This window comes from Pseudomonas sp. CCC4.1 (assembly GCF_035019225.1).
Taxonomy (GTDB): domain Bacteria; phylum Pseudomonadota; class Gammaproteobacteria; order Pseudomonadales; family Pseudomonadaceae; genus Aquipseudomonas; species Aquipseudomonas bubulae.
Genome location: NZ_JASJWL010000039.1, coordinates 1 through 15,985, shown reverse-complemented (window position 1 = coordinate 15,985; position 15,985 = coordinate 1). Strand labels below are relative to the sequence as shown.

The 15,985-nt window shown below is 57.6% G+C and carries 14 protein-coding genes; 2 read left to right on the top strand and 12 right to left on the bottom strand.

Features of this window, described 5'->3' with window-relative positions:
- Positions 1-10: 10 nt before the first annotated feature.
- The 12 genes from QN377_RS15505 to QN377_RS15450 all read right to left on the bottom strand — a co-directional run bounded on the left by QN377_RS15505 (position 11) and on the right by QN377_RS15450 (position 12,988).
- Positions 11-1,486, bottom strand: coding sequence for a hypothetical protein (locus QN377_RS15505; protein ID WP_095017956.1), 1,476 nt, complete (start codon positions 1,484-1,486; stop codon positions 11-13).
- Entirely contained in the window at positions 1,474-2,940 is a 1,467-nt protein-coding gene (locus tag QN377_RS15500; RefSeq protein WP_095017957.1) for a hypothetical protein, read from the bottom strand. The genes QN377_RS15505 and QN377_RS15500 overlap by 13 nt, the downstream gene beginning before the upstream one ends.
- 197 nt (positions 2,941-3,137) lie before the next feature.
- A complete protein-coding gene (locus QN377_RS15495) occupies positions 3,138-5,099 on the bottom strand; it encodes a DUF4105 domain-containing protein (protein ID WP_095017958.1) in 1,962 nt (653 codons plus the stop codon).
- Positions 5,096-5,416 carry a DUF2388 domain-containing protein gene (locus tag QN377_RS15490; protein ID WP_016782951.1) on the bottom strand — a complete coding sequence of 107 codons (321 nt, stop codon included), beginning with the start codon at positions 5,414-5,416 and terminating at the stop codon, positions 5,096-5,098. The genes QN377_RS15495 and QN377_RS15490 overlap by 4 nt, the downstream gene beginning before the upstream one ends.
- A 26-nt stretch (positions 5,417-5,442) precedes the next feature.
- Entirely contained in the window at positions 5,443-5,736 is a 294-nt protein-coding gene (locus tag QN377_RS15485) for a DUF2388 domain-containing protein (protein ID WP_094999513.1), read from the bottom strand.
- A gap of 204 nt (positions 5,737-5,940) precedes the next feature.
- Positions 5,941-6,258 (bottom strand): DUF2388 domain-containing protein, encoded by a 318-nt coding sequence (locus QN377_RS15480; protein WP_094999512.1) that lies wholly within the window; start codon positions 6,256-6,258, stop codon positions 5,941-5,943.
- A 300-nt stretch (positions 6,259-6,558) separates the two neighbouring features.
- Entirely contained in the window at positions 6,559-6,774 is a 216-nt protein-coding gene (locus tag QN377_RS15475; protein ID WP_095017959.1) for a DUF1127 domain-containing protein, read from the bottom strand.
- 318 nt (positions 6,775-7,092) lie between these two features.
- A complete protein-coding gene (locus tag QN377_RS15470) occupies positions 7,093-8,583 on the bottom strand; it encodes an acetyl-CoA hydrolase/transferase family protein (RefSeq protein ID WP_094999510.1) in 1,491 nt (496 codons plus the stop codon).
- A 181-nt stretch (positions 8,584-8,764) separates the two neighbouring features.
- On the bottom strand, positions 8,765-10,201 hold the full coding sequence (locus tag QN377_RS15465) for an NAD(P)(+) transhydrogenase (Re/Si-specific) subunit beta (RefSeq protein ID WP_094999509.1): 1,437 nt from the start codon (positions 10,199-10,201) through the stop codon (positions 8,765-8,767).
- Positions 10,198-10,521, bottom strand: coding sequence for an NAD(P) transhydrogenase subunit alpha (locus QN377_RS15460; RefSeq protein WP_003438157.1), 324 nt, complete (start codon positions 10,519-10,521; stop codon positions 10,198-10,200). Before QN377_RS15460 ends, QN377_RS15465 begins: the two co-directional genes overlap by 4 nt.
- A gap of 11 nt (positions 10,522-10,532) precedes the next feature.
- A complete protein-coding gene (locus QN377_RS15455) occupies positions 10,533-11,654 on the bottom strand; it encodes a Re/Si-specific NAD(P)(+) transhydrogenase subunit alpha (protein WP_094999508.1) in 1,122 nt (373 codons plus the stop codon).
- Between the two features lie 437 nt (positions 11,655-12,091).
- Positions 12,092-12,988 (bottom strand): LysR family transcriptional regulator, encoded by an 897-nt coding sequence (locus QN377_RS15450; protein ID WP_095017960.1) that lies wholly within the window; start codon positions 12,986-12,988, stop codon positions 12,092-12,094.
- 158 nt (positions 12,989-13,146) lie between these two features.
- Here QN377_RS15450 and QN377_RS15445 point away from each other — a divergent pair, with 158 nt between their 5' ends.
- Positions 13,147-14,328 carry an acyl-CoA dehydrogenase gene (locus QN377_RS15445; RefSeq protein WP_094999506.1) on the top strand — a complete coding sequence of 394 codons (1,182 nt, stop codon included), beginning with the start codon at positions 13,147-13,149 and terminating at the stop codon, positions 14,326-14,328.
- A 14-nt stretch (positions 14,329-14,342) separates the two neighbouring features.
- Entirely contained in the window at positions 14,343-15,563 is a 1,221-nt protein-coding gene (locus tag QN377_RS15440; RefSeq protein WP_322213925.1) for a CaiB/BaiF CoA-transferase family protein, read from the top strand.
- The last annotated feature ends 422 nt before the right edge of the window (positions 15,564-15,985 follow it).

Sequence of the window (15,985 nt, the reverse complement as noted above, 5' to 3'; positions counted from 1 at the left end):
GCGTGTGGGGTTACTTGAGTCGTACGGCGGTATCGGGCTGGATATTTTCCAGGCGGGCACCAAACAGACCGCGCTTGAGGGTCGCGACCCTGTTCTGGTTTGAATCGTATACGCCGGCACTGCTGAAGGGCTTGAGCGGATAAGACTGGGGCACACCTTCGACGATCACGGTCAGGGTCTTTTTGCCTGCAATCAGCAAGGCAGCCAGCAGGGCGCCAATCAAGAGCAGAACAAACAGCCCCAGCAGCATGAGTACCGGACCGAGCGGGTAGCTGATTTTCAGCACAACCGGCAGACGGGTCTCGGAAGTAGTGGCTTCACCGGAGGGGATAAATACGTCAGGCAGGGCGTCACCGGGGAACAGTTCATTCATGCGCGCAATGAACCCCTGGGAGATACGCAGTTGTTGCTCGCTGAGGTTGATGCTGATGCTGCCGGCGCGTTGGTAACCGCTGGAAAAGATCACATCGCTGGACCATTGCGATGGCAGGGGCGGCAGTTGCAGGCTGATCTTCAGCTCGTCGGAGCGGGCGCCTGGCTCGAGGTCTGTCAGGCGATCCAGCGATATATTCGAGTTCAGGGCTTCGCCCGGCATGTCCAGGGTCATGCCTATTTTCGCGTCATGAATCTGGTAAGGGTTGAACTGGTTTTCGAATTTGCCCAGCAGCACTGCCGTTTTCGGCGAGCTGTCGACGTTGATATTGAGGATGACCGTTTGCTGGTCGGGGGCCAGTTCGGCACTCACGTCCTGAGTGTCTTCAACACCGGTAGGAATAAAGCGCACGGCAGCCTGGGTCAACGGCTTTAGCCGTACCCGGTCATCTTTAAGCAAGCTGGCGAGGGCAGGCTGATTGAGCACCTGCTCCAGTGCGACACCGGCTTTTTGACCATAGGCCAGAGCGTAGATCATCAACCCGTTGGCTTCGTAGTTGGGGCCTTTGACCGGCATTTTCTGCGGGAAGGCGGCAATCCGGGTGATAGCTGCTTCGCTATGCAACAGGTCGTAGAATTCGCGGTTTTTGGCCTGGGTTTCGCTGCTGTTGTTCGGGCTGTTTTTATTGTTGGTGATGATCCAGACAATACCCTCGCGACCTTCCAGCCCGGTAGTGATTGAGGCCAGCAAAGCCTCTTTGAAGTCCGTGTCGGCATAGGCACCGCTGGCTTTGCGCTCCAGCTTCAAGCCATTGACGTAGTTGGGCAGTGCAGCGTGGTTGGCCGGGCCGCGATAGATCCACTCGGGCGAAGGGTGCTGACTGTCAGCCTGGTTGAACCCGCCAATGACGACTTCTGCGCTGCCGGCAGCAGTGCCCACCAGTTGGGTGACCATCGACTTGAACGGCGATGACGGGTCGCTGTAGAACGGCTCCATCCAACCTGAATTTTGTACCAGGAATACCTGGCGCAGAGGCTCTGCGCTGGCCACGCTGCTGGCAAGTACGAGGGAGAGCAACAGGCAGCGGCGCAGCCAGAAGGTCAAGCATTCCATCGGTAAAGCGCTCCGCATGAGTCGATATACAGCCACATTGCGTTATCAAAAAAGAACCACTGGGCATTCCAGGGTTCGCTGGCGCGGGCACTGATCGAAAAGCGCTGATCACCAATCTGCTCGAAGCAATAATCAACGTCCATTGGCTGGCGGCTGTCGAAAAAGGTTTCCAGCGTACTGGACTGCTGGGCCCGCATTGAGAGAAGTCGCTTTTGCGTGGCGAATTCGATGAAGGGCTGCACCACTTCACGGGTGGTGGGCTCGATGTTTTCGTCGTGTTCGCCCCAGGGCAACTCAAGCCGGATGTTGTATTTAAAGCTCAAATGACCGGTGCTCAGGCGATACCCCTTGATGGGCATCGGCAGGTCGGTAGCACCCGGATCCAGTTGCAGGTAATGCTGACCGTCGGCATCGAAGATCAGCTGCCACAGGCCCCTGCCGTCCAGAAACGGTGGCCCTTGCTCGGGATGGGCGGTGGCGTTGTTGGGCCACGGATGCCATTGGGCCTTGAGTTCGCTGCCTTGGGTCAGGCTGAGGTAGCCGTGTTCACCGATCCACAACAGGCGGCGGGAGGCTGCGTCGAGAATCGGCGCCGAGAGCCGGGTCATGCGCTCATGGTCAGCGCCTTCAACCAGGCAACGGTCCCACCCGTAGAGGCTGGCAGGGTTGACGATGCAAACGTGGCCGCTCTTGAGCTGAGGCAAATAAGACTGGCCTTCCAGTGTGCCAGGGCCGGCCAGCGGGCTGCCGTCGTCGCGCAAGGTTTGGTAACGCAGTGTGAGTGGGTCGACACTGACTAACGTCGCTCCGCTATCGCTGGAGAGCAACAGGTGCTGCTGGTTTTCGTCCACGTGAAGGGCGACTGACCAGGCCCAGCTTTCCAGGCGAGAGCGACCGATGGGTTCGCTCTTTGGCAGTAACTCAAGCCACTTGCCCGAGCCTCTTTGCCACAGGAACAAGCTGCCTTCGCGGCTTAGTGCGTACAGGGCTTCGCGATGCCCGCCGAGGTTGGCGGCGAGGAAGTTGAGGCCGTTCTTGCGAGGCAACTCAATAATCAGCTTGCGACTGTTCAGGTCACCCTGGCGGGTATCGAGCAACTGGCTGTACAAGCGCGAGCTGATCTCCTCGGACGAGGACAGTTTGCAGCGCTCATTGATCACGCGAGAGCCACTGCCATCGCCATAAGGCGGTAGCCAGCGGGTAGTTGTCTGGTAGGCGACCTTCGGCAGTTCTTTGCCTGTGCTGGGGCAAAACGCGAACGCAGCAGGCAGGTAGTTGCCGGGAGAGGTATCAGGCGCGGGTGTTGCCCCGACCAGATAATCCAGATCAACCAGCTCGGCCGGGGGCTTGGTACCAGCGACCTGGTGCAGAGAGAATGTACCGTCATCTGCTTGCAGCCACTCCTGGTCGCCTAGCGTCCAGACAGAGGTGCGGTCGTTTCTGGCTATCTCCATATAATCCTGCCGATACCTGTAAACGGTGCATGCCAGTCCCTGCCGGGGTTATGGCAAGCACTTCACAAATGAGAGGGTGTGACTCAAACGATGGTGTGGCCAACGGCATTGATCAGTGCCGAATAATGGCGCGGTGCCACTTTCCATCGCGGAATAGTGGCAGAATGATAGGGCTTGTCAACCGAACTTTAGTTCGGTCAGGGCAGCTGCAAACCGCCGGATGCCTTGTGGATTGTCCGTAGATGTTCGCCGATCAGTTTGACGTTGGCTTCGGTGGCTGCAATTTCGGCTGCACGGGCAGGCTCCAGCAGGCTGCGCACCTCCTTGTCCAGATCAGTGGTCAGACGCAGTAGCTGCTGCTGGCGCTGGCTGCTTTCTGATTCGAGCTTTTCCCACTCTCTGGTTTGCGGCAAGCCGTAGCCGTCGCTGCCGAGCAACTCTGCCGGGCGACTGAGAAAACCGCTGCTGGCAAGAATTTCCTGCAGGGTCTTGTTGGCTTTGTCCATACCGCCATCCTTGAGCTGGCGTGCGCCCAGGTACTTTTGCTTGACCTCATCCTGTGCCAACAGCAGTTGCCGACGAAAGCTGGCTTGTTCCAGCAGCAACAATGCCGCACTGGCGCGCAGATCGGCTTGCTCAAGCCATGGGCGGCGTTCTGCTGCATCAAGGGCCAGCCAGTCTTCGACTGTGGTTTGCTTGATCGGCAAGCGGGTTTTGAGAACATCAAACATCGCCTGGTAGCGATCACGGTAGGAGTCGAAGCGATAACCCAGGCGCAACGCCTCTTTGGGATCCTCCAGCACGCTGGTATCGGCCAGACCGCGAGCCTTGAGCACTTCGAGCAAACCATTGGGCACAATGCTGTCTAGGCCTTTGAGCCGGGCATTGTCGCTGCCGCTGCGCAGCAGTTTGAGGGTTTCAACCGCACAGTTATTGGAGATGAAGTAGTAGTCGCCGTCATAGCTCCAGTGCATCTCGGCGGCGTGTTCAACCACTTCTTCGATTTCAGGGCGGCTCAGTTTGAGCGGCACGGAAGCCAGGCTGCGCAGTTCGGTCTTGGTGTATTCGTCAATTACCTGGGCCAGCGGCAAAACGAAAAGGCGCGATGGGTAAGCGCCTGTCAGGCCGTCCCAGCTTGAGAGCTGTACGTCATTGACGAATGCCCGGTAGGACAACACTAAGTGTTCTTGCAGGTCGAGTCGGCAGTCCGGCCCGCGTGGGCGGCCCGGGGCACAGATCACCAGGCGCAACATGCTATGGCCCCAGCGGCTGGCCCATTCCTGATTGGCCTCAGCCAGCAGGTAATCGACGGCGTAGACCCGCTCGGGATCGACGGTACCCAGTGGCTGTTTGGCGAAATCGTTGCCGGCATTGAGGAAGGCAAAACCCTTCGGGCATTCGTCTCTGGCGGCAGGCGCCCAGCCGAAATGCTGCTGGTAGTAGCGATACAGTGCCGGGCGGCGGCAGGCGTAAGCCGGGTCGAGGAGGAAATACTCCATGTTGACTGCGACAAATTCCTTGGGGCTGCTGACTTCGTACAGGTCCGGGCTGCGCACCACCTGATGATTGTCTTGCTCGCGCTCGCCCCGGCGCCCCACGTATTGCTGCCAGCCGGCCAGATCAAGCAGACGCGGGTCATCGCTGAGGGTGAAGCGGCGTCCGGCTTGCCCGCGGCATTGGTCGGGCAGGCCAATCAGCCCCGTGTTGCTGTTTTGGCGGGTGCAGCGGCGTATCAGCGTGCGCTCGTCCGTGGGCCAGAGGCGGGCACGGTCATATAGGTGTGTCAGTTCGTGCAAGACGGTGGCGAGCATCTCCCGGCGCACAGTGCCGTGGGGGCGGTTGGTCTGCAGGCGGGCAGCGGAACCATCGGTCAGCCCGGCCAGCAGCTTGCGATTAAGGTCCAGCTCGGAGGTCAGCGAAGCCTGGCCGTAAGCGTTGGCGGGCATGTCATCGGTCCACCCCACCAGGACTTGCCGGTCCAGTTGTTCGATAAAACGCGGTGGCAGTCTCTGCATGGCTTCATCAAGCAGGGCTTGGCTGGCCTGTTGCTCGGCCGGGCTCAGGCCCTCGGTCTTGAGTTGCAGATGCAGCGCGGCCTGGGCGCTGCTGGCAATCAGCAGCAGGCCACAGGCGGCGAGCCAGCGCGTTAACGGCCTCACAGTGCGAGTATGGCTTCGGCGAGGTCGTGATCGCTGGCGTTACGGGCTTCAGGCACGCGGTCGCGCAAGGTGCTGAAGGCCGCTTCCAGTTGTACGCCGCGAATATCGCCTTGGCTGGCAACGAAAGTGGCGGCGTCGTCGTGGGCTTCGCGCACTACTTTAGAGTCACGGATGGAGGTAGTTGTATCGGACGTAAAATCGATGGTGCGGCCAAAAGCACGCACGATGATGTTACTGGTCTGCACGACGGTCTGTGCCTGTGCCACATCGGCAAGCAGCAAAAGGCCAAGAGTGGCGACAATCAAAGGGCTACGCATGAATTTTCTCCAGAAAAAGCGGGTATTTATTGGACGAGAATTGTCTGTGCCAGTTCAAGGTCGCTGGCACTCAATTTTGGCTGGTTCTGGCGCAGATAACGCAGGGCAGACTCCAGCTGTGCGCCTCGCGTCTGGCCATCACTGGCAATAAAGACGGCGGCATCATCCTGGGCGGCACGTATCAGTTTGTGATCAAAAGGCGCGGACGTCACTTTACTGGTGACATAACCACTGAGCACCACATTTTGCGTGGTCAGGTCGAAGGCGTTGGCTGATTGAGTCCAGCAGAGTGCAAGCAGAGCTAATAAGGAAAAACGCATGGGTCTCGAGGCTGTTTGAATGAGCGCCAAGGCTAGCGTAATGGCCGGGGCAGGGCCAGCGTGGGGGTGTTGTTGAAATTTTTTTCATGCCTGCACGGTATATGTGGGAGCGGGCTTGCTCGCGATTGTATCGGCGCGGTTTACCTGAGAAATCAGGGCGCCTGAATCGCGAGCAAGCCCGCTCTCACAGAGTGCTGACCCCGATCAGATCGTCAGGATCGCCTGGGCCAGCTGTGCATCGGTGGCCTGCAGCTGTGGTGCTTGCTGGCGGATGGCATCGAAGGCGCTTTCCAGTTTCACGCCACGGATGGCGCCTTCGCTGGCCACAAAGCTGGCAGCGTCGTCACGGGCTGCGCGCACGATCTTGTTGTCACGAAACGAGCCGGTAGCATCCGATGTCAGGTCGGTGGTGGCTTTGAGCGTACCCACGATGCCATCGGTGGTGGCGATGAAGCTCGTGGCGTTGGCGCTTGCAGCAACAGCCAGCAGAACTGCGGCACTAAGTAGGCGAAGAGTGGGCATGGTAATACTCCTGAACATGAACTAATGAAAATAGACGGTTATGGGCCGAATAGTAGGCTCAGGGTTGCTTCAGGCAAAGGTTGTTTTGTCCGAAGCGCGTATCAGGGTGCTCTGAATCAGGTATCAAGCAAACTGTACCTGTGGTATTTCAATTAATTTAAAACTGTACTTGTCACTTTGCAAGTGGGCAAAACTCGGCCCTAAAACGACAAAACCCGTCAGCGGTAATCCGCGACGGGCTTTGTTTTTTCAATTCAGGTTGCTGGCGGTGGACCGGTGGTCAGGGCCAGCGAGCGCTAATCAGCGCCAGAACGGCTTGCTCAGCTCTTCGTAACGCTGTGCTTCGCTAATCCCGGCATCAGCCAGAAGACGCGAGTCCAGGCGAGCCAGTTGATGGCGGCTGGAGATGCGGCGCTGCCACAACATCAGGTTGGCAAGTGCGCGCAAAGGCATGGAAGCCTGGGAGTTTACAGTGCTGCTTTCGCTGAACAGTTCGGAACTGAGTGTACGTTCCATGGTGACATCCTTCCGCTTGTGGCGGCATTGGCTAGTGGTTTAACTGATGCCAATGATCCTCCTCTTTGTCCAGGGTCTCTAGATACAGTTCGGCTGTATTGCGATGGGCCAGTTAACTGTTTATGCACGCTGTACGGGCACAAATAGACTCAACTGTACCTGTCCGCACCTAAGTGGTGCGAAATTGGCCCGAAGGTGAGTCAAAGTGAGTGTTACGGGTGGGAAATGACCAGTACAGCAGTACAGTTTTTGAAATATAAGGCATAAAAAAGCCGCTGACGTAACAGTGTTTACGTCAGCGGCTGTCTAGCTCGCGGGTTACGGCAGCATTTTCCCGGTTTCTTCCAGGTTGATATGCCAGCTCAGGGCTTCGCGCAGGATGTGCGGGGTGTGGCCGCCAATCGCACAGGCCTTGGCGAAGTAGTCATTGAGAGCTTCACGGAAGTCCGGGTGCACACAGTTGTCGATAATGACCCGTGCGCGCTCACGCGGCGCCAGGCCACGCAGGTCGGCCAGACCCTGTTCGGTAACCAGGATGTCGACGTCATGTTCGGTGTGGTCAACGTGGCTGACCATTGGCACCACGCTGGAGATCGCACCCGCCTTGGCAATGGATTTGGTCACGAAGATCGCCAGGTGCGCGTTGCGGGCAAAGTCACCCGAACCGCCAATGCCGTTCATCATCCGCGTGCCGCACACGTGAGTGGAGTTGACGTTGCCGTAGATGTCGAACTCCAGGGCGGTGTTGATGCCTATGATACCCAGGCGACGAACCACTTCAGGGTGGTTGGAAATCTCCTGCGGGCGCAGGACCAGTTTGTCCTTGTAGCGCTCCAGATTGCCAAATACGTCCGAGTTGCGACGCTCCGACAGGGTGATGGAGCTGCCCGAAGCGAAGCTCATCTTGCCCGCGTCGATCAGGTCGAAGGTCGAATCCTGCAGTACTTCGGAGTACATGGTCAGGTCTTCGAACGGCGAGTCAATCAGGCCGCACATCACCGCGTTGGCGATGTTGCCGATACCGGCTTGCAGCGGGCCGAGCTTGTTGGTCATGCGCCCGGCTTCAACTTCGGCTTTAAGGAAGTTGATCAGATGAAAGGCGATACCGTCGGTTTCGCTGTCCGGCTCGGACACGGTGGATGGCGAGTCCGGCTTGTTGGTGATCACGATGGCGACGATTTTTTCCGCCGGGATCGGGATTGCGGTGCTGCCGATACGGTCGTCGACCTTCACCAGCGGGATCGGTGTGCGCGTCGGACGGTAGGTCGGAATATAGATGTCGTGCAGACCTTCCAGGTTCGGGTTATGCGCCAGGTTGATCTCGACGATCACTTGCTTGGCGAAAATCGCGAAGCTGGCGGAGTTGCCCACGGATGTCGTCGGAACAATATGACCTTGTTCGGTAATGGCCACTGCTTCAATAACTGCAATGTCCGGCAGCTTGAGCTGATTGTTGCGCAACTGCTCAACGGTTTCGGACAAATGCTGGTCGATAAACATCACTTCACCGGCGTTGATCGCCTTGCGCAGAGTGCTGTCTACCTGGAACGGCATGCGCCGGGCCAATACGCCGGCTTCCGTCAGTTGCTTGTCGAGGTCGTTGCCCAGGCTGGCGCCGGTCATCAGGGTGATTTTCAGCGGCGACTTCTTGGCCCGCTCGGCCAGGGCCTGGGGGACGGCTTTGGCTTCGCCGGCACGGGTAAAACCGCTCATGCCGACAGTCATGCCGTCTTGGATAAGGGCGGCGGCTTCTTCGGCGCTCATGACCTTATCGTGCAGGGAGTTCAGGCGAATACGTTCACGGTACATGGATTGTTATCTCGGGCAACGGAAGCAAGAGGCGCAGTCTATTCATTTTCAGAGCCTTGCGTCCCGCTACCATGGTCGAATGCCAGCGGCCGATTTAGAGCCTTTGGTCGGGTTCCTTGGAAAAAGAAAAACCCCGGCCAATAGAGCGCCGGGGTTCTCGATGTTGCGTTGGTGCGCGATGTTACTCGACAGCTTTAACCATATCTTCAATAACTTTCTTGGCGTCACCGAAGACCATCATGGTTTTATCCAGGTAAAACAACTCGTTATCCAGACCGGCATAGCCGCTGGCCATTGAGCGCTTGTTCACGATGACAGTCTTGGCTTTATAGGCTTCGAGGATCGGCATGCCGGCAATCGGCGATTTTGGATCGTTCTTGGCCGCCGGGTTGACCACGTCGTTGGCGCCCAGTACGAGCACCACGTCGGCCTGGCCGAACTCGGAGTTGATATCTTCCATCTCGAACACCTGGTCGTAAGGCACTTCGGCCTCGGCCAGCAGTACGTTCATATGGCCTGGCATGCGGCCCGCAACCGGGTGAATCGCGTACTTCACGGTCACGCCGCGGTGAGTCAGCTTTTCCGTCAGCTCTTTAAGTGCGTGTTGTGCCCGTGCCACGGCCAGGCCGTAACCCGGGACGATGATCACGGTGTCGGCGTTGGTCAACAGGAAGGTGGCGTCGTCCGCCGAGCCGGATTTCACCGGGCGGGCTTCTTGCGCACCGGCCGGGCCACCGACGTCGGTTGCACCGCCAAAGCCGCCGAGGATCACGTTGAAGAACGAACGGTTCATCGCCTTGCACATGATGTACGACAGGATCGCGCCCGAAGAACCTACCAGCGAACCGGCAATGATCAGCATCGAGTTGTTCAGCGAGAAACCGATACCGGCAGCCGCCCACCCCGAGTAGCTATTAAGCATCGACACCACCACCGGCATGTCGGCGCCGCCAATCGGGATAATGATCAGCACACCCAGCACGAACGCCAGAGCCAGCATCAGCGCGAAAGCATTGAGGTTGCCGGTCAGCATAAACGTGATGCCCAGGCCCAGCGTGGCCAGGCCCAGTACCAGATTGAGCTTGTGCTGGCCGCCGAATTGTACCGGTGCACCCTGGAACAGGCGGAACTTGTACTTGCCCGAGAGTTTGCCGAAAGCGATCACCGAACCGGAGAAGGTGATTGCACCAATGGCCGCGCCCAGGAACAGCTCCAGACGGTTGCCCGCCGGGATGGCGTCGCCCAGGTGTTTGACGATGCCCAGCGATTGCGGTTCGACCACGGCTGCAATGGCAATAAATACCGCCGCGAGGCCGATCATGCTGTGCATGAAGGCAACCAGCTCAGGCATTTTGGTCATCTCGACACGCTTGGCCATGATCGAGCCTGCTGTACCGCCGACCAACAGGCCAACAATGACGTAGCCGATACCAGCGGTGGCAATCTCGGCGCCCAGCTTGTAGATCAGGCCAACCGTGGTAATGATCGCCAGACCCATGCCGAGCATGCCGAACAGGTTCCCGCGACGAGAGGTGGTGGGGTGCGACAGGCCTTTGAGGGCCTGAATGAAGCAGATCGACGCAACCAGATACAGAACAGTAACCAGGTTCATGCTCATGGCTTGCGCACCTCTTCTTTGGCTTTAGGTGCTTTCTTCTTGAACATTTCCAGCATGCGCCGGGTGACCAAAAATCCACCGAATACGTTTACGGCAGCCAGCGCGACTGCCAGGGTGCCCATGGTTTTACCCAGGGGGGTAACGGTCAGCGCGGCGGCGAGCATGGCGCCTACAATCACGATCGCCGAGATGGCGTTGGTAACGGCCATCAGCGGGGTGTGCAGCGCAGGTGTAACGTTCCAGACCACGTGATAGCCCACATAGATGGCCAGCACGAAGATGATCAGGTTGTAGATACCGGGGGAGATGAGCTCTTCCATTATTATTGTCCTCAGCCGTTTTTGCGCACGACTTGACCGTCGCGGCACATCAGGCACGCGGCGACGATGTCGTCTTCAAGGTTGATCTGGAACTGCCCTTCGGAGGTGAAGACCAGCTTGAGGAAGTCCAGCAGGTTGCGGGCGTAGAGTGCCGAGGCGTCCGCAGCAACCATGGCGGGCAGGTTGGTGTGGCCGACGATGGTTACGCCGTGTTCAACCACGACCTGATCGGCGACGGTCAGCGGGCAGTTACCGCCCTGGGCTGCAGCCAGATCGATGACCACTGAGCCCGGCTTCATCTGGGCTACGGTTTCTGCGCTTAGCAGCACCGGGGCTTTACGGCCCGGGATCAGGGCTGTGGTGATCACGATGTCAGCCTGCTTGGCGCGCTCATGCACGGCCAGTGCCTGGCGCTGCATCCAGCTGGCAGGCATCGGGCGGGCGTAGCCGCCTACGCCAACGGCGCACTCGCGTTCTTCGTCGGTCTCATAAGGCACGTCGACAAACTTGGCTCCAAGCGATTCGATCTGCTCTTTAACCGCAGGTCGCACATCGCTGGCTTCGATTACGGCACCCAGGCGCTTGGCGGTGGCAATGGCCTGCAAACCTGCAACACCGGCACCCAAAATAAGCACGCGAGCGGCTTTGACGGTACCGGCGGCGGTCATCAGCATCGGCATAAATCGCGGATAGTGGTGAGCGGCGATCAGGACGGCTTTATAGCCGGCGATATTGGCTTGGGATGACAGCACATCAAGACTTTGCGCACGAGAGGTTCGTGGAGCAGCTTCGAGAGAGAAGGCGGTGATCCCGCGCTCGGCCAGTTTGGCAATGGTTTCATTGCTGAACGGGTTAAGCATGCCAATCAGCACGGTGCCGGTTTTGATCAGGGCCAGTTCGCTGTCGCTGGGGGCGACAACCTTGAGAATCAGCTCTGCGCCGAAAGCATCTGTAGCGTTGCCAATAGTTGCGCCGGCGGCTTCATAAGCACTGTCGATAACGCTGGCATTAACGCCGGCGCCGCTTTGAACAGTCACTTTATGGCCTTGGCCGATCAGCTTCTTGATGGTTTCCGGGGTTGCAGCAACCCGCGTTTCACCCGTATGGGTTTCGAGAGGAACACCAATGTGCACGTCATATCTCCTGCGTGATCTTTTATAAGAAAGCCAGCGCACTACGGATGGTGCGACTGGGGCGGCCGATCAGCACGATCCCACCAAAAGTATGGGTGGGGCGGGGCATTCTGCTGGCAATTTTTTTACCCTTCAAGGACTTATGGAGGATGACGAGATACAAACTACAAGTCATGCAGTGACCGAATGTCGCAATGGTCGGCTGCATGCCTTTAAATACGTGGCTTACAGAAGATTTGACGTTTTTTTGAGTTTTTTTCAGATTTCTTTTGGTTATCGCTGCATAACTTTGAGAAATACCCTGTAGGCCGCGTGGTTACTGGCCTGCAGGTTTGTCCAGTTAGACCAAAGTCCCGAGTGTCAAAACGCGACATTTACTTATATATGTAGTGACTTTTTATGCTGCGCTACATAGTTCGTGCGGACGATGCGATCCTTTAAATCAGGCTGTAGCCCTCGGCCTGCTTGATCAGCCAGTCTCGAAAGGCCTGCAATGAAGCCGACTCAATTTTGCGTTCGGGGATCATCAGGTAGTAAGCCCTGGTGCTGGGCAGGCTGCTGTCATTGGCAATCACCAGGCGTTTTTCGGCCAATTCGCGCTGAATCAAAAAGGGCGGAATCAGGGCGACCCCCATTTCATGCATGGCCGCCTGAGCCAGCATTGAAAAGAGCTCATAACGTGGGCCGCTCATGTCGCGTGGCACATTTATGTCCTGGGCGTTGAACCATTGGCGCCAGGCGTAGGGGCGGGTGGTTTGCTGCAGTAGGGGGAGTTCGGCGAGGGTGTGCGGGGAGAGGCTCTTATGCGGGCCCAGCAGGTTAGGACTACACACGGGTACCGGGTTTTCTCCCATCAGGCGGTAGGACGAAGTGCCGGACCAGTCAGCATCACCGAAGTAGATGGCAGCATCGAAGTCGGTATCTGCGAACAGAAAAGGGCGTGTGCGGTTGGTCAGGTTGACCGTGACATCCGGGTGCTGTTGCTGGAAGTCCTTGAGCCGGGGCAGCAGCCATTGCGTGCCGAAGGTGGGCACCACGGCCAGTTCGATCACGTTGGCGCCTTGTTGGCCCATGACGGACAGCGTGTCCCGTTCTACAGCATCCAGTTGGATTGCAATGCGCCTACTGTAGGAGATGCCGGCTTCTGTCAGTTTTACGCCACGCTTGGAGCGTCGGAACAGTTCTACACTCAGAAACTCTTCCAGGCTGGCGATCTGTCGGCAAATAGCCCCTTGAGTGATGGAAAGCTCTTGTGCGGCCTTGGTAAAGCTTTCATGGCGCGCAGCCGCTTCGAAGCTGATCAGGGCGGTTGTGCTGGGGATCTTGCGGCGCATGTACGGCTTCCTCACTAAATACAGTCAGAAATGGCTTTCATGTGGTTCACGGAGTGAGAAATTATCACAGCATCGTGTCGAATCCTCGTTTGTCCTTCTATATAGAGGGAGCCTAGGATCAGTGCACGATATTTGATCTATTACGCGAGGGTTCTCTCATGGCGGGTAAAGCAAGCTTCAACTGGATTGATCCACTGTTGCTGGATCAGCAGCTCACTGAAGAAGAGCGCATGGTGCGCGACAGTGCCGAGCAGTTTGCTCGGGACAAACTGGCGCCGCGTGTACTTGAGGCTTTCCGCAATGAGAAGACCGACCCTGCAATTTTCCGTGAGATGGGTGAGACCGGTTTGCTGGGCGCGATGATCCCTGAGCAGTACGGCGGCAGTGGCCTTAACTACGTCAGCTACGGCCTGATTGCCCGCGAAGTGGAGCGTGTCGACTCGGGCTACCGTTCAATGATGAGCGTGCAGTCCTCCCTGGTAATGGTGCCGATCAATGAGTTCGGTACCGAAGCGCAGAAGCAGAAGTACCTGCCCAAGCTGGCATCTGGCGAGTGGATTGGCTGCTTCGGTCTGACTGAGCCAAACCACGGCTCTGACCCTGGTGCGATGATTACCCGTGCGCGTTCGGTAGAGGGTGGCTACAGCCTGACGGGCAGCAAGATGTGGATCACCAACAGCCCTATCGCCGATGTGTTTGTAGTGTGGGCGAAGGACGATGAAGGCGACATTCGTGGCTTTGTTCTTGAAAAAGGCTGGAAGGGTCTGACTACACCTGCGATTCACGGCAAGGTCGGTTTGCGTGCGTCCATTACCGGCGAAATCGTCATGGACAACGTATTTGTGCCGCAAGAGAACATCTTTCCGGATGTGCGCGGCCTGAAAGGTCCTTTTACTTGTCTTAATTCGGCTCGTTACGGCATCTCCTGGGGGGCGCTGGGCGCAGCCGAGTTCTGCTGGCACACCGCGCGCCAGTACACCCTTGACCGTCATCAGTTTGGCCGGCCTTTGGCTGCGACCCAGCTGATCCAGAAAAAGCTGGCTGACATGCAGACCGAGATTACGCTGGCCCTGCAGGGTTGCCTGCGTCTGGGGCGGATGAAGGATGAGGGTACCGCGGCGGTTGAGATCACTTCGATCATGAAGCGCAACTCGTGTGGCAAATCCCTGGATATCGCACGCATGGCTCGCGACATGCTGGGTGGCAACGGAATCTCCGATGAGTTCGGCGTGGCGCGCCATCTGGTCAACCTGGAAGTCGTGAACACCTATGAAGGCACGCATGATGTGCATGCCTTGATTCTTGGGCGTGCGCAGACCGGTCTTCAGGCGTTCTATTAACAGGAGCTCGGCTCATGGGTGCTTTATCGCATTTGCGGGTGTTGGATTTGTCTCGTGTGCTGGCGGGACCGTGGGCGGGGCAGATACTGGCTGACCTGGGGGCTGAGGTAATCAAGGTTGAGCGCCCGGGCAATGGTGATGACACCCGGGCCTGGGGGCCCCCCTTCCTTAAAGATGCTTATGGTGAGAGTACGGGGGAGGCTGCCTATTACTTGTCAGCCAACCGCAACAAGCAATCGGTAACTATTGACTTCACCAAGCCGCAAGGCCAGCAACTGGTTCGCGAGCTGGCAGCCAAATCCGACATCCTGATCGAGAACTTCAAGGTGGGTGGCCTGGAGGCGTATGGCTTGGACTACGCGTCGCTCAAGGTATTGAATCCGGACTTGATCTACTGCTCGATTACGGGGTTCGGTCAGACTGGCCCTTATGCCAAGCGGGCCGGCTATGACTTTATGGTTCAGGGGCTGGGTGGGTTGATGAGCCTGACCGGGCGGCCTGAGGGTGAGGAGGGTGCGGGGCCGGTGAAGGTGGGTGTTGCGCTGACAGATATTTTGACCGGGCTCTACTCGACGGTTGCGATCCTGGCAGCCCTTGCCCATCGTCAGCATGATGGTGGCGGGCAGCATATAGATATGGCGTTGCTGGACGTGCAGGTCGCTTGTTTGGCTAATCAGGCGATGAACTATTTGACTACAGGTGTGGCTCCGCAACGCCTGGGTAATGCCCATCCGAACATCGTGCCTTATCAGGATTTTCCGACGGCAGATGGTGACTTCATTCTTACTGTGGGAAATGACAGTCAATTCCGCAAGTTTGCTGAAGTAGCTGGCCGACCCGAGTGGGTCGATGATCCACGTTTTGCTACCAACAAGTTGCGTGTGGCGAACCGGTCGGAGCTGGTACCGCTTATCAGGCAGGCAACGGTGTTTAAAACCACCGCTCAGTGGGTTGCACAGTTGGAGGCTGTCGGCGTGCCTTGTGGGCCCATCAATGACCTGGCGCAGGTGTTTGCTGATCCTCAGGTTCAGGCCAGAGGGTTGGCGATGCAGTTGCCCCATGCGCTGGCGGGGCTGGTACCCCAAGTGGCGAGCCCTATCCGGTTGTCCAAAACCCCGGTGGAGTATCGTAATGCTCCTCCTTTGCTGGGTGAGCATACCCGGCAGGTGCTGGAGCAGGTACTGGGGTTGAAGGCAGCAGCGGTGGAGGCTTTAAGGCGGTCGGGTGTTGTGTAGCTATATAGAGGGGGCGTTAGCCCCCTCTATATAGCTGTATTACGGGTGTTTCTGGATTAAGTGATAGAGTCGCTCAATTAGTCCTTGACTCAGTTTTGTAACTGTCTATAATTCGCCCCACTTCCGGCGCAGTCGAAACGGAAAACTCCTTGAGTTTCAATGAGTTGGATGGTTTTCGGCGGTGTCAGCTTCAAGTCATCGAAGCAGGAAATGAGGTGTTGACAGCAGTGTGTAACGCTGTAGAATTCGCCTCCCGCTAACGAGAGATCGAAAGCGCAAGTGGTTGATGTTACAGAGGAAACTTTGAAAACATCTTAAAATAACCGCTTGACAGCAACAGAGGCTGCTGTAGAATGCGCGCCTCGGTACAGCGAATAGCTGACCAACCGCTCTTTAACAATTGAATCAAGCAATTCGTGTGG

Coding starts and splice junctions, on each gene's coding strand:
- QN377_RS15505 (WP_095017956.1), bottom strand. CDS start 1,486: ATGGAATGCTTGACCTTCTGGCTGCGCCGCTGCCTGTTGCTCTCCCTC.
- QN377_RS15500 (WP_095017957.1), bottom strand. CDS start 2,940: ATGGAGATAGCCAGAAACGACCGCACCTCTGTCTGGACGCTAGGCGAC.
- QN377_RS15490 (WP_016782951.1), bottom strand. CDS start 5,416: ATGCGTAGCCCTTTGATTGTCGCCACTCTTGGCCTTTTGCTGCTTGCC.
- QN377_RS15485 (WP_094999513.1), bottom strand. CDS start 5,736: ATGCGTTTTTCCTTATTAGCTCTGCTTGCACTCTGCTGGACTCAATCA.
- QN377_RS15480 (WP_094999512.1), bottom strand. CDS start 6,258: ATGCCCACTCTTCGCCTACTTAGTGCCGCAGTTCTGCTGGCTGTTGCT.
- QN377_RS15475 (WP_095017959.1), bottom strand. CDS start 6,774: ATGGAACGTACACTCAGTTCCGAACTGTTCAGCGAAAGCAGCACTGTA.
- QN377_RS15470 (WP_094999510.1), bottom strand. CDS start 8,583: ATGTACCGTGAACGTATTCGCCTGAACTCCCTGCACGATAAGGTCATG.
- QN377_RS15465 (WP_094999509.1), bottom strand. CDS start 10,201: ATGAGCATGAACCTGGTTACTGTTCTGTATCTGGTTGCGTCGATCTGC.
- QN377_RS15460 (WP_003438157.1), bottom strand. CDS start 10,521: ATGGAAGAGCTCATCTCCCCCGGTATCTACAACCTGATCATCTTCGTG.
- QN377_RS15450 (WP_095017960.1), bottom strand. CDS start 12,988: ATGCGCCGCAAGATCCCCAGCACAACCGCCCTGATCAGCTTCGAAGCG.
- QN377_RS15445 (WP_094999506.1), top strand. CDS start 13,147: ATGGCGGGTAAAGCAAGCTTCAACTGGATTGATCCACTGTTGCTGGAT.
- QN377_RS15440 (WP_322213925.1), top strand. CDS start 14,343: ATGGGTGCTTTATCGCATTTGCGGGTGTTGGATTTGTCTCGTGTGCTG.